At 72.5% G+C, this 13,270-nt stretch carries 12 protein-coding genes and 2 pseudogenes; 9 read left to right on the top strand and 5 right to left on the bottom strand.

Going from position 1 to position 13,270, the window contains the following annotated elements; translation table 11 throughout:
• Positions 1-134: 134 nt before the first annotated feature.
• The gene (locus BLW04_RS23020; RefSeq protein ID WP_175484234.1) at positions 135-935 is read right to left on the bottom strand and encodes a hypothetical protein; all 801 of its coding nucleotides are present in this window, start codon (positions 933-935) and stop codon (positions 135-137) included.
• Between the two features lie 303 nt (positions 936-1,238).
• The gene (locus tag BLW04_RS23015) at positions 1,239-1,529 is read right to left on the bottom strand and encodes a MerR family transcriptional regulator (RefSeq protein WP_091547815.1); all 291 of its coding nucleotides are present in this window, start codon (positions 1,527-1,529) and stop codon (positions 1,239-1,241) included.
• A 157-nt stretch (positions 1,530-1,686) separates the two neighbouring features.
• Between BLW04_RS23015 and BLW04_RS23010 the strand changes: the two genes are divergently transcribed.
• From BLW04_RS23010 to BLW04_RS29385, 9 genes and pseudogenes are all read left to right on the top strand, one after another.
• Positions 1,687-2,226 (top strand): hypothetical protein, encoded by a 540-nt coding sequence (locus BLW04_RS23010; RefSeq protein ID WP_091547814.1) that lies wholly within the window; start codon positions 1,687-1,689, stop codon positions 2,224-2,226.
• A 484-nt stretch (positions 2,227-2,710) separates the two neighbouring features.
• Entirely contained in the window at positions 2,711-3,304 is a 594-nt protein-coding gene (locus BLW04_RS23000) for a DsbA family protein (protein WP_091547812.1), read from the top strand.
• Between the two features lie 53 nt (positions 3,305-3,357).
• A complete protein-coding gene (locus BLW04_RS22995) occupies positions 3,358-3,834 on the top strand; it encodes a glycine-rich domain-containing protein (protein WP_091547811.1) in 477 nt (158 codons plus the stop codon).
• Between the two features lie 61 nt (positions 3,835-3,895).
• Positions 3,896-4,162 carry a hypothetical protein gene (locus BLW04_RS22990; protein ID WP_091547810.1) on the top strand — a complete coding sequence of 89 codons (267 nt, stop codon included), beginning with the start codon at positions 3,896-3,898 and terminating at the stop codon, positions 4,160-4,162.
• Between the two features lie 117 nt (positions 4,163-4,279).
• Complete coding sequence (locus BLW04_RS22985) at positions 4,280-4,744, top strand: hypothetical protein (RefSeq protein WP_091547809.1); 465 nt, start codon at positions 4,280-4,282, stop codon at positions 4,742-4,744.
• A 130-nt stretch (positions 4,745-4,874) separates the two neighbouring features.
• Entirely contained in the window at positions 4,875-6,749 is a 1,875-nt protein-coding gene (locus BLW04_RS22980; RefSeq protein WP_091547808.1) for a glycoside hydrolase family 15 protein, read from the top strand.
• Between the two features lie 350 nt (positions 6,750-7,099).
• Positions 7,100-7,555 (top strand): hypothetical protein, encoded by a 456-nt coding sequence (locus tag BLW04_RS27115; RefSeq protein WP_091547807.1) that lies wholly within the window; start codon positions 7,100-7,102, stop codon positions 7,553-7,555.
• Positions 7,531-7,971: pseudogene (locus tag BLW04_RS29850) on the top strand (SDR family NAD(P)-dependent oxidoreductase); the annotation flags it as partial. The gene BLW04_RS27115 and the pseudogene BLW04_RS29850, both read left to right, overlap by 25 nt.
• Positions 7,972-7,996: 25 nt before the next feature.
• A pseudogene (locus tag BLW04_RS29385) lies at positions 7,997-8,299 on the top strand (SDR family oxidoreductase); the annotation flags it as partial.
• A 488-nt stretch (positions 8,300-8,787) separates the two neighbouring features.
• Here the strand turns inward: BLW04_RS29385 and BLW04_RS22965 are convergent.
• The 3 genes from BLW04_RS22965 to BLW04_RS22950 form a co-directional block, all read right to left on the bottom strand.
• Positions 8,788-9,603 (bottom strand): DUF427 domain-containing protein, encoded by an 816-nt coding sequence (locus BLW04_RS22965; RefSeq protein ID WP_091547806.1) that lies wholly within the window; start codon positions 9,601-9,603, stop codon positions 8,788-8,790.
• A gap of 1,053 nt (positions 9,604-10,656) precedes the next feature.
• A complete protein-coding gene (locus BLW04_RS22955) occupies positions 10,657-12,054 on the bottom strand; it encodes a dihydrolipoyl dehydrogenase family protein (protein ID WP_091547804.1) in 1,398 nt (465 codons plus the stop codon).
• Positions 12,055-12,546: 492 nt separating this feature from the next.
• Positions 12,547-13,188, bottom strand: coding sequence for a DUF4331 family protein (locus BLW04_RS22950; RefSeq protein ID WP_139306981.1), 642 nt, complete (start codon positions 13,186-13,188; stop codon positions 12,547-12,549).
• Positions 13,189-13,270 lie beyond the last annotated feature (82 nt).

Here is a 13,270-nt window from a genome sequence, read left to right as displayed (position 1 = left end):
CCTACCCGCCGTGCATGATGAGCCCGTCAGCAACGCCGCCTAGTTGATCAACGGGCCGCCACCGAAGTTCCACGGAACTCGGGACATCCTCCCGGCTGGCGAGCTGAGGGTTTACCGATCAGCGGGGGCCGCGGTCACCGTTCCGGGCCTGCGGCTGGTGTCCGGGCGCGGGGGCGCTGGACGGCGAGTGCGCCGGCGAGGAGGACGAGTGCGCCGTAGATGCCCAGTGGGGCGGCGGCGGCGGGGCCGAAGGCGGCTGCGGCAATGCCGGCGGCGACGGCGAAGTCGCGCATGGCGACCGGGAGGGCGAGCGCGAGCCGGCGTGGCGGGGGAAGCCCGAGGGTGAGCAGCCAGCCCAGGGCGGCGCTGCCGGCGAGGAAGGCGAGCAGCGCGAGGGTGACCGGCACGTAGGCGGCCCGCAGGGTGATCTGGCTGGCGACTTGCCACAGCAGGATGAGGAGGGCAAGTATGCCCAGCGCGGCGCAGGCCGACAGCAGCGAGCGGGTGGGCCGCAGCGTGGCCCGGGTGGTGATGCCGGCGGCGAGCGGGAGCGCGACGACGAGCACGAGCTGGGTCAGCAGCGCGGTCGGGCCGATCGTGGCGGTCGCGCCGAGGGCGGCCAGGATCGGGCCGGCGGCCACAACGGTGACCAGCGTGGACCCGATGAGCAGTGCGGCGGTCAGCGCCGCGCGCCCACCAGCGATGCCCGCGATCGCCACCGAGGCGACCTCGGCGGGGGCGACGCCGGTGACCAGGACCCCGTCTCGGAGCGGGCCGGGGCCGGTGAGACGGCTCGCGGCCCAGGCCAACGCCGGAAGCGTCACCGATGTGACGACGAGGACGACGGTGAGCCGACCGGCGGTGGTGCGTGCCTGCCGGACCTGCCCGAGGGTGATCGAGACGCCGGTGCTGGCGAACAGGACGGCCAGGGCCACCGGGATCCCCTCTGCCCCGGCCAGGCGCCGACCTGGGCTCGGAAAGGCAACCCCGATCGCCGCGACACCCACGACGAGGGGGAGGAGCCGGCGCTCGAGCCACTGCTGCACTCGGTGCGCCACAGCAGCGGCGCGAGCGCGGGTGCGCGGCGTCCCCGCCGGTCATCGCTGGCCCGCGGTCGAGCCGGGGTTGGACACCATACCGGGGATGCGGCCGGCAGCCGGGCGCGCCGCGTTCAGGCCGGAGGGCGGGGCTGGATCAGCGCCGGGCATGCCTGCTCGGTTTGCCGGCCGTCGCAGCAGTCACACAGCATGCGGTCCAGTGAGCCGCGCAGCTGGGACAAGGTGGCCAACTTGTCGTCGACTTCGGCGATCTTGGACCATATCGCCGCAGGCGACCTCGGCCCGCCGGTTCAGGGTGAGCCCAAGGGTCTGCGCCTGCTTGATCGTCTGCAGCCGCTGCAGCGCCTCGGCGGGATACTCCCGGTACCCCGAGCCGCGCCGCGGCGGTGCGGGAAGCAGCCCGCGGCGCTCGTAATAGCGCAAGGTCTCGACATGGACCCCGCCCGCCCGGGCCAGCTCGCCACTGCGCATGCCCTCGACTCTAGGACGCCACCCCGCACGCTGCCGCTGACGCGTGTGCTGGCGTGCGCTGTCCCGGCCAGGACTTGACTCCGTACCTGGCTACGGGGTCGATCCTGGTCTCGACGCCGACCTGGGCGTCGTGGTCAAGACGGAATCGAGGCTTGTCATGGTGAAGGCGTCCGCCGCGCTCACCGGCCGAACGAGCGTGCCGGATCTGGTCGTTGCCGGGATCCTGGGGATCGGGATCTCCCTGTCGTTGTCCGCGCTGATGCTGGTCTCCAAGATGCAGCACGTCGGTGCGCTGCCGGTTCCGCTCGGCGTGGCGTTCGCAGCCCACCTGTTCGGTCCGGCAACGTTGGCCAAGAGCGCGCTGTTGCCGGTGGGCTTGCTGTTGCACCTCGGATATGTCTCGACGGCGACGGTGATCGCGGCGGTGATGTTCCGACGCCGGTTGGGTGCGGTCGCCGCGTTCGGGACGGCGTTGGGGCTGTGGGTGCTCGCCGGGGTGAGCGTCGTGCCCTACGTCGGCTGGGGACTGTTCGGCTTCGGCCTCGGGGTCGGGGCAGGGGTGAACCTGCTGGCGATCCACCTGCTGTACGGGGCGTTCCTGTGGGCGGGGTTGTGGGTGGCCTTCCGCCGGCCAGCAGCGTCCCCGGTGTCGGGGCGCTCACCGGTGGCCGGTTCACCGGTGGGGGTGTCGCGGTGAGCGCGGCGACCGGACAAGATGGCCGGGTGGCTCGGACCCGGCGGGGCGGTCGGGGTCGGGGGTTGGAGCGCTGGCCGGGCTGGGCGCGGTCGCGTGTTGCGCCGGGCTGCCGCTACTCACCGGTGCCGTCGGCGCGGTCGGTGCCGGCGTCGGATGGTGGCTGGGTGGCGCGTTCGGCGTGCTGGCCGTCGCGGTGGCGGTGGCCGTGCCCGCCGTGGCCGGGCGCCGCCGCCGGCGGTCCACGGCGTTGCCGCGGGCGGGGCGTGCGGCTGCTCCGCGGTCGACCGACGGACCGCCGGAGGAGCTCCGCGTCGTCGACGGCACGGGGACCGGCCCAGGTCCAGCCACCTGCGGGTGTTGCCCGCCCACCGCGCCGGCTGACCAGCCGGCGAGACATGCCTCCGCTTACGGCCCGGCCTGCGTGTCCGCCGGGGCGTGCCGGTGCTCGACCGCCCCATGACACATCGACATCGAGGAGACAGTGATGGCTGAGGAGACGGTGATGGCTGCCGCGGTGTTCTTCGACTACACGTGCGGGTTCTCCAACCGGGCGCGGCACTGGCTGGACCACCTCGACGATGTCGAGGTGAGCTGGCGGCCGTTCTCCCTGCTGGAGCTGCACCGGGCCGACGACGGGCCGACGCTGTTCCAGCAGCCGGACCTGGCCGACAACGTGTCGCTGATCGCGCTCGCGGTGCACGAGGCGGTCGGCGCCGAGGGCGGTGACGTGGATGGCTACCGGCGGCGGATGTTCACCGCCTGGCATGAGGAGCCCGGTCGGCTGAGCACCGAGGACATCCTCGGATTCGGCCGGGACGCCGGGCTACGCGGCTTCGACCGCGACGCCGCGTTCGCCGCCCTGGCCGCCGATCACGCCGCCGGCCAAAGACTGGGGGTGTTCGGCACCCCGACGCTCGTCTTCGACGACGGGCAGGCCGCGTTCGTCAAGCTCGACGCCGTTCCCGACGCCGACCGCGCCCGCCCGTTGTGGGACACGGTCAGCCAGCTGGCCACCGCAGAGCCCGCGCTGCGGGAATGGCAGCGGGTCACCGAACCGATACCCGCGACCCGCCACTGACTGACCGGCGCACCAGAGCAGTTGCCAGGAAACCCCCCGAACAGGAGCAGCAGATGAGCGCACCGACGACCAACCGGCCCGCCACCGGTGCCGGCGACGGCCTGGACGTCCAGGCCGTCGCCGGCCGGTACCCGCAGGTGGTGGCCAAACTCGCCGCGGCCGAAGGGATCACCGAGACCGACGCGGCGCAGCGGGTCATCGAACTGGTCAAGTACCTCACCATCGCCACGGACTGCGACCAGCCAGTCGTCCCGTCACGAGCAGTCGATGTCGCCTGGCACACGTTCATCCTGTTCACCCGTGACTACGCGGCGTTCTGCACCGAGACCTTCGGCCGGTTCGTCCACCACCAGCCGACCGAGCCCGGCGCCGGTGACCCGGACGCCTATCCGCGTACCCATGCCCTGCTCGCCGACCGGTTCGGCCCGCCCGACCCGCGGCTGTGGCCGGCCGCCGGCGCCGGCGGGGACTGCCAGACGGAGGGCAACTGCAAGGCCGACTGCAGCGGGGACTGCACCGGCGGCTCGTGACCGCCAACCACCCACCGCACCGCACCGCACCGCACCGCGGCCGTGACCGGGGAACGGTGACGTGCTCGGGTTCGGGATCGCCGTGCTCGTCCACCTCGGCCAGATCGTCCTGGGCTTCTACGGGTTCTGGCTGGTGTGGCGGGTGCTGCTGCCGGTGCTGCCCGGCCCGCCCCAACCGGATGAGCGGATCGCGCCGTTCGCCGGGTACTTCACCGATCCGCTGACCGCCCCGCTGGTCGGCCTGCTGCGGCTGCCACCGTGGCCGGCCACGCTGATCGTGCTGCTGGCCGACGCCGCCGCGCTCGCCGCCCTGGCCCGCGCCGGCTGACACGGCGGCCCCCCGAGAGCCGTTCAGCGCTCAACGGTTTCACCGCTGAGTGCCCGGCCAGCGATCACGATGCACACACCTGCGCCAACCCCGATTCATCCCCGATGAGGAGGCACCATGGACCCGTCCAGAACCCTGCACGACGCCGCGGCATTGGCGGGCGTCGGCGCGCTCGCCGGCGTGCTCGGCACCGCCGCGATGACCCTGTCCAGCGTGCTGGAGGCCAAGGCCCGCGGCCGCGGGTCGAGCACCACCCCGGCGACCGCGGTGGAAAACGCGCTGGGAGTCGAGCCGAACAGCGAGGAGCACGAGCAGCGGCTGAACAACCTCGCGCACTGGGGTTACGGCACCTCGCTGGGCGCGCTGCGCGGTCTGCTCGCCGCCGCGGGGCTGTCCGGGCCGGCCGCCGCCGGTGCCCACCTTGGTGTGGTGTACGGGATGGAGCAGGCGGTGCTGCCGGCGACCGGCGCGTCGCCCCCGGCGTGGACATGGGGCGGCAAAGAGCTCGGCATCGACGTGGCGCACCATCTGGTCTACATCGGTGTCACCAGCGCGGCGTTCGAGTGGCTGGACCGCCGGTGACCGGGACCGACGCCCCCACCACGGCCGGCCGGCCGGGCGGGCTCCGGGCTCGCCGTGTGCAACGTGCCTGGCCAGGCGGCGACCGCATCGGCGGCGGCGAGCGCGCCGACATCTCAGAGCGGATGCGGCGATGAGCGATCGCCCGATCGCCGATTACGCGGTGCTGTCGGACAGCCGGTCCGCGGCGCTGGTCAGCTCCGAGGGGTCGGTGGACTGGCTGTGCTTTCCCCGCTTCGACAGCCCTGCGGTGTTCGCCCGGCTGCTCGGTGAGCAGGCCGGGCACTGGTCGATCCGCCCCGCCGACCAGGCCACCTGCACCCGACGGTATGTCGAACGGACGCTGGTGCTGGAGACCACCCACCGCACCAGCGGTGGGGTGGTGACCGTCACCGACGCGCTGGCGGTCGGCGCCGAGGACCGCGGCCACCAGCTGGGCGCGAGCGCGCCGGGAACGCTGCTGCGGCAGGTCGCCTGCACCGAGGGCACCGCCGAGGTCGAGGTGGTGTTCGCGCCGCGACCGGAGTACGGGCTGGTCGCCCCGCTGCTGCGGGAGGTCGAGGGCGGGCTGCTGGCCCGCGGCGGCGCCGACGTGCTGGCGCTGTCCAGCCCGGTGCCCTTCGAGCTCGACGGCGCCACCGCCCGCGCCCGGTTGTCGCTGTCGGCCGGTGACACCGTCGGCTTCGCGCTGCAGCACCGGCTGAGCTGGCAGGACCCGCCGCCGGCCTGGAACCAGGCCGAGATCACCGGCCGGCTGGCCGACACCCGCCGCGGCTGGGACAGCTGGTCGCAGCTGCACCAGAGCTACCAGGGACCGTGGCGGGAGCTGGTGGAGGCCAGCGGTCGGGTGCTGCAGGGGTTGACCTACTACCCGACCGGGGCGATGGTCGCCGCCGCGACGACCTCACTGCCGGAGTCGCTGGGTGGACCCCGGAACTGGGACTACCGCTACACCTGGATCCGTGATGCCAGCATGACGCTGCAGGCGTTGTGGGTGGCGGCCTGCCCGGACGAGGCCGGCAAATTCTTCGGCTTCCTCGCGACGGCCGCCGCCAGCCAGGTGCAGCGCGGCGCGGACCTGCAGATCATGTACGGCATCGGCGGGGAACGCGACCTGTCCGAACGGGAGCTGGACCACCTGCCCGGCTGGCGCAACAGCGCCCCGGTCCGGGTCGGCAACGGTGCCTGGCGGCAACGCCAACTCGACGTCTACGGCGAGCTGCTCGACGCCGCCGCCCGGCTGCCCGACGCCCTCGGCGACCTCGACCCCGACACCCGCCGGTTCCTGGCCGATGCCGCCGATGCCGCCGCGGCCCGCTGGCAGGACACCGACCAGGGCATCTGGGAGGTCCGCGGACAGCCGCGGCACTACCTGTACTCCAAGCTGATGTGCTGGGTCGCCGTCGACCGCGCCATCGCGCTGGCCGACACCCTCGATGCCCGCGACCGGGTGCAGCGCTGGCAGCAGACCCGCGAGCAGATCGCCGCCACCATCCACGCCGACGGCTGGAACGAGCAGACCGGCGCGTTCACCCAGGCGTTCGGCTCCACCGAGCTCGACGCCTCGGCGCTGATGCTGGCGATCGTGGGCTTCCTGCCCGGCGACGACCCGAAGATGCTGGCCACCATCGACGCGATCGAGCAGCACCTCACCGACGACCGCGGGCTGGTCTACCGCTACCGCAGCCACGACGGCCTGCAAGGCGAGGAAGGCACCTTCCTGCTGTGCACCTTCTGGCTGGCCCACGCCCTGGCCCTGGCCGGCCGCGCCGACCGGGCACGGACGGTCTTCGAGCGGGCCGCCGCATTCGTCACCGACCTCGGGCTGCTCGCCGAAGAAGTCAGCCCCGACAGCGACGAGCTGCTCGGCAACTATCCACAGGCCTTCAGCCACATCGGCCTGGTCAACGCCGCCTGGGCGATCAGCCAAGCCGAGAACCCCGACACACCCGACCCCCAGCCCCTCACCCCCGCCAGCACCACCGACCCTGACCCGGCGGGACCCTGACATGCACCCGGAGCATCGGACGCAGGAGCCGGGCACCGACCCCAACCGCAGCGACGGGAGCGGCCGGCCGCTCAGCGTGGGCCGGGTACCTGTTCTGCCGGCCGCGCTGCCGGCCGCCCTGCACCGTTACGAACACGCCCTGAACGAATCACAGAGCGCCGGAGCCGGCGGACAGCAACGACCACGGTCACCGACTGCGCCAGGCCCGCAGAGGGATCTACGACTGCCTGCGCCACCTCGGCTGGACCCCTCCGCAGGACGATCTTCCGGCACCGGAGTCGCCGCCGGAAGCTGCGCAGCTTCCCGACCCCGGTCACGCCACCGGACCGGACGAGGATGACACCGCGGACATGCCCCCGCCGGAGCAGACGCTGCGGGCCAGCCGTTCCCTCGCGCAGCGTCTCGCCGCCGCCGAGAGGGACAGCGAAGCGCTGCTCCAGCACCTGTCCGCCGCGCAGGCCGACCACCAGTCCGAGGGCAAGGCCATGCGCGCCGCCCAGCGCTGCCACCTCCTGATCCAGGACGCCTACCTCCACGGCGCCGTCGAACTCGCCGCCACACTCGGCGTCCCCGACGGCGCCGCAAAAGGCCGGCTGCCTCGGCCACCGCACAGCGCTCAGGACCGCAGGGCGCCCGACTGGCGGCACGCAACCCGCCATCGACGCGCGGAAGCTCGACGGCCCCGCCGGCGCTGCCCGCACCCCGCCGCCGAGGACCCGCGCGGCCGCCGCATCCGAGCCCGATCCCCCCAACCGACCGACCCCCAGCAAAGGACCGTGACATGCTCCACGGACGACACGCCCTGATCACCGGCGCCTCCAGCGGCATCGGCAAGGCCACCGCGATCCGGCTCGCCGCCGACGGCGCCGCCGTCGCCATCAACTACTACTCCGAGCACGAGAAGAGCGACGCCGACGCCGTCGTCACCCAGATCCGTGACGCCGGCGGCACCGCACTCGCCGTGCAGGCCGACGTCGGCAGCGAGGACGACGTCCAGCGCATGGTCGCCACCACTGTCGAGGCGTTCGGCGCCCTGGACCTGCTGGTCAACAACGCCGGCATCGAGAAGCAGATCCCACTGCTGCAGATGACCCTCGCCGACTGGGAACCGGTGATCACCACCAACCTCACCGGCACGTTCCTGTGCCTACGCGAGGCCGGGAAGGTCATGGCCAACGCCGGAGGCGGAGTGATCGTGAACATGTCCAGCGTGCACGAGTTCATCCCCTGGCCCCGGGTTCGCCCACTACTGCGCCAGCAAGGGCGCGGTCAAGCTGCTCATGCAGACCGCCGCCCGCGAACTCGCCGAGCACCGCATCCGGGTGGTCAACGTCGCCCCCGGCGCGATTATCACCCCGATCAACCAGTTCGTGCTCGACGACCCCGAGGCCAAGCACGCCGTCGAGAGCGAGATCCCCCTGGGCCGGATGGGCTCCCCGGAGGAGATCGCCGCCGCGGTGGCGTGGCTGGCCAGCGACGAGGCCAGCTACGTCACCGGCACCACAACCATCGTCGACGGAGGAATGTCGCTGTATCCGAAGTTCGTGTAGCCCCCGGTGGATGACGCCGGCGCTCTCGACGTCACCGCTCGCGCCGGCGACGCGGCCGTTCTGGCCGCCGTGTCCCACGGTGCGCCCGCACCCGCACTCCGGCCACCCAGCTGCTCGGCGCACTGGTTGTCAGCCACCTGATCCACCGCCCAGCTGTAGAGGGCGCCACCGGCCGCCGAGTCCGCAAGGCGTTGCCAGGGACGCTCCATCCTGAACGCCGCCTTCAGCCTGCCGGCCACGCAGAAGAACCTGACCGGGCTGCTCGAGGGCGGGCCTGCCGATCTCGTCGCCGTCGGCCGCGCGTTCATCGCCAACCCCGACCTGGTTCGGCGTCGGTAGTGCGGCAGCTCCCGACCGGCGGTTGCCGCGGGCCCCCCGTCACCCCGTGCGCGCTGTGCTCGGGCTACCTCGTCCTCGCGTACGAGCCCGTCACGACGCCTTGGTGAGGTCCAACGGCCGGCGTGTCGGGAGGGTGTCGTGTCCGCGGCTCACCGCTCGCCGGGGGTTCGTTCGCTCTCGTTGCTCGTGACCTCGACCTGGACGCGCTCCTGCGGGAAGCACAGCAGCCCGCGTACGGCGTCGGCGTCGTGGAACGGCTCGGGGTAGGTCCACGCCAGGTCCTTGTCGTACCGGTCGCCCAGCCGGAGCGACCAGTAGTGGGCGATGCCCTTGTAGGGACAGCGGGTGGTCGTGTAGCTGGGCTCGAGCAGGTCGGTCCGGACGTCCTCGGGCGGCAGGTACCAGCGCACCGGCAGCCCGCTCTCCAGGAGCATCCTGGGGCGGGTCGACTCCGCGACCACGACGTCGTCCACTGTCACGCGGACCGAACGGGAGCTGCGCAGGACGTCGATGCGTGTGTACGGATCCCGGGGATGGACGAAGACCTCCTCGTCTTCCTCGAAGAGGGTGAGCGAGTCCCAGTCGAAGGCGATCAACCCGGCGATCGCCGCAGCGCTGCGCGGCGGCTGCTGCCAGGAGTACGCGGCGTCCTCGGCGACCTCGCTCCCGACGCGCACTTGCCAGTAGGCCCGTTCGCCCATGCCCGGGTCGGACTGCCGCCTCTCGCTGGGCTTGAAGCAGTCCGTCCGTACGTGAGCCTTCGGGAAGAGGTAGGTCGGCGTGCGCCCGGGCGGGTGCAGCAGGCGCACCGCGTCGCTGTCGGCAACGAGTTCATCCCCGAGCAGGACGCGGACCCGGCGGGGGACGTCCTCCACGTAAAGCACGTGCTCCGGCCGGTGCGGGTCGAAGTTGAACTCGCCGGCCGGCTGCTCGCCGAACGGGCCGCTTCCCTTGGTCAGGCTCATACGGTCCGGCTACCCGGCGTGCTTCCCGCCATGCGGCTGCCGGCGATCTGCGGCTGGACGCCCGCCCCGGCCAGGGCGCCGGGCGGGCAGGAGCCGTGAGGCGGCCTGCTCGAGGACGAGGTAGTCGATGTACCCGACGTCGGTCGACGTGCATGTCGCGACCCGCCGGGCAGCGCCGCACGGGCGTGCTGGAGGCCGCGCGAGCGGTAGGCGCTCCCCCCACCCGACGAGCTCGTCGGCGACTGGTCGGTGCCGGGGCGGGGAGCGCGCCGCGGCGGAGCTGCTCAACGGGGACGAGCCCCCCACCGCGGTGCTGGCCGCGCTGGACGAGATGGCGGTGGGCGCGCTGTGCGCTGCCGCGTAGAAACGGTCTCGTTCGCCGGGTTGAGCGGCGCGTCGAGCTTGCTCGGAGTCGGACCTCAGTCTCCCGGACAAGCGCGGAACGGCAGCCTGTGCTGCCGTCAAGGTGGCGGGCGCCGACGGATGTGGAGCGATGCTGAGGTGCCGAGGACGCGCCCGAGGTCACAGGTCCCCGCCGGCTCGCCGCGCCAGGCGCAGTGACGAGCAGTCCGAGCGCGGCAAGGACCACCTCGCGCTGCCGGACCCGATCACCCACGGGACCGATCGTGCGTCCCATGAGGTGTGCGCGTGACGAGCACACGGGGGGCTGACCGAGGACGTCTGAATCGGTGCTCGGCAGGAGCAGGCCGACGAACCAGCCCCCCTCGCCGACCCATCGCTGCAACCTCGTCGGCTGCGGGAGCTGCTCCTGAGCGACGGGCACCCTCAGACAAGGGGGCTCTTTACGGGCTGTCGACGTCGGTCGGAAACGTCAGCTTCACCAGACTCGTGCAAACTCGCGTCCCGGACGACCTGCGCGGCCGCTCGTTCACCGGCCTCGACGTGCTGTGGCAGAGCGACCGGCTGCTGAGCCTGCTCGGCGGCGGGCTGCTCGCCGACGCGGTGGGCATCCGGCGGTCTACCTGCTCGGCGGGCTGTTCCTGCTCGCCGCCGCCGTGGCAGGCGGCACAGCAGTCCGCCGGTGAGCGCGTCTCAGAGGCCGCGGTCCGCCTCCAGCAGGCGCAACCAGACCTCGCTCACCGTGGGGAACGCCGGAACGGCGTGCCACAGCGTGTCGAGAGGGACGCCACCGACGATCGCGATGGTCGCGGCGTGGAGCATCTCGCCGACCTGCGGACCAACGAAGGTGGCCCCGACGACGACCCGCCGGCTCTGGTCGATCACCAGCTGCGCCTTGCCTCGGGGATCGGCGGCGACCAGCGCGCCGCCGGCGACCGCGCCGGTCCGGAAGCTGACCACCTTCACCTCGAGCCCCTGCTCGCGGGCCTGCTGCTCGGTCAGCCCGACGGCGGCGATCTCCGGGTCGGTGAACACGACCTGCGGCACCGCGACGTGGTCGGCCCAGGCGGACCGGTCCCTGCCGGCGATGATGTCTCCCACGAGGCGGGCCTGGTACTTGCCCTGGTGGGTCAGCAGAGCCCGGCCGTTGACGTCACCCGCCGCGTACAGCCAACCGCCCGGGACAGCCGTCACCCGCAGCTGGTCGTCGACCTCCATGGGCCCCTTCGGCGTCAGCCCCAGCGTCTCCACGCCGATGTCGTCGGTGTTGAAGGTTCGACCAGCAGCTACCAGGAGCTCGTCACCGAGCAGCGTCGTTCCGTCGTCCAGGGTCAGCGTCACCGGCCCGTCGACGCCCGCGCGCTCCACCCGATCTGCCCTGCGCCCGGTCAGGACGCTGATGCCCTCGTCGCGGAAGATCTCGGCGAGCAGCTCGCCGACCCACGGCTCGTACCGTGACAGCAGGCGCTCGCCGGCCTCCACGACCGTCACCTCCGCCGCGCCGAGGCGGCGATAGGCCTGCGCCATCTCGGCGCCGACAACACCGCCGCCGAGAACGAGTAGCCGTTGGGGGATCTGCTTGGCGGTGGTGACGTCACGGTTGTCCCACGCCGTGACGTGCTCCAGCCCCTCGACCGGCGGCAGCGCCGCTCGCGACCCAGTCGCGACGACGACCGCCTTGGCGGCACGAAGGCGACGGGTGGAGCCGTCAGCCAGAGTCACCTCGACCTGCCGCTCCCCCGTCAGCCGCCCCTTCCCGCGGACCAGCTCCGCCGAGATGCTCTCAACCCAGCTGGCCTGCGGGCCGTCGTCCAGGTGGCTGATGAACTCGTCACGGCGATCGAGCACCGCCTGAACGTCAACCTCGCCGGTCACCGCTTGGGCTGCGCCGGGAAGCCGCCGCGCTGCGGCCAAGGCGTGCAGCGGCACCAGCAGTGCCTTGCTCGGCATGCACGCCCAGTACGAGCACTCGCCACCCACCCGCTCGGACTCGACCAGAGCCACGGACAGACCGTTGTCCCGGGCGTACCAGGCGACGTTCGTGCCTGTCGAACCCGCGCCCAGCACAATCACGTCGAACTCGTCGCTCATCTCGTCCTCGCTATCAATCGGAGTATCGGTAGGACGCCGACGATGCCAGCAGGTGCCGGCGCACGGGTGCTCTTCGGACAACCCTAGATGCCGGGACAAGGACCTTGACGGCCGAGACGAACGGACGCCTGGTCAGCAGCGAGGTGAGAGATCGGCACGTCACTGGCCGGCGGGCGACGTCAGCATCGCTTGCGGCGGCCGCAGCCGTGCAGCAGGGCCACGACCTTGCGCTGGGTCAGTGCCTTGCCGAGCGCGGGCGTGGAGGCGGCGCTCGGCACGGCCAGGGCGGCCTTTGTGCCTCAGGTTCGGGAACGCGATCAGCGTTTGTGGGTAGAACTCGAGCAGTCTCCCTGCAGTGGCCCATCCAGTTCGGCCGTCATGGCCTGGCCCGGCTGGCTCACCTTCGACCCCATCGTGGCCGCACCCGCGATCAGCTCCCCCACGCTGATCGTGCACAGCGCGGACGTGGCCATCCCCAGGGCGCCCACCAGTTCATCGACGCCCTCCGCGCCGCAGGTCGGCCAGTGGCGGCAGGTCGCTGTCGTCGGGTGCGCCCAGGTAGGGCAGTCCGGGGCGGACGCTGCCCGGTGAGGTGGTCGCTGCGATCGGGTTGCCAGTGAGCAGGTGCAGCGCGGTCCCGAAGGCGTCGTCGGTCAGGGCCCTGCCGTTGGCGACCCCGCCCGGGCTGTCGCCCCGGTGGGTGTCGTCGGGGCCACCTGGGCGGAAGTGGGCGGGCTGTCCGGGCTGGTATCTGAGGACGTCGGGCAGAAAGGCGTCGGCGACACCGGCGGCGTGGCCGACGGGGTCCGGGATGCCGGCGAGCCGGGCGATGGTGGCCGCGGTGGCGGTGACCGTGGCGGAGTATTCGGCCCGGTCCTCGGCTGGGTTGCCGGCGTTGAGGGCTTCGGTGATCGGGCCGGGTACGCGGAAGAACAGCGGACGCAGCATCGGCTGGCCGATCCGGCTGACTTGCTGCTGCGGCGCGTGCCCGTACAGGCTGATCCTGGCCCACACCGCGAGCGGTCCGCGGCCGAGTTGACTGTCGGGCAGGTCCAGCACGAGTGCGGTGACGTTGCGGCCGGCGAACAGGTTGCTGGGCGAGGCGGTGAAGACCTCGGGGGTCGGGGTCGACATGACCGGCACCAAGCACCCGCTGGCGCTGGTCGAGGGTTCGACGGAGAACGCCACTCTGGTCACCGAGCTGCTGACCGGGCTT

This window comes from Modestobacter sp. DSM 44400, assembly GCF_900107175.1.
Lineage (GTDB): Bacteria > Actinomycetota > Actinomycetes > Mycobacteriales > Geodermatophilaceae > Modestobacter.
Note: the sequence above shows the minus strand (reverse complement) of the source record. Positions and strands in the feature narration are given on the sequence as shown.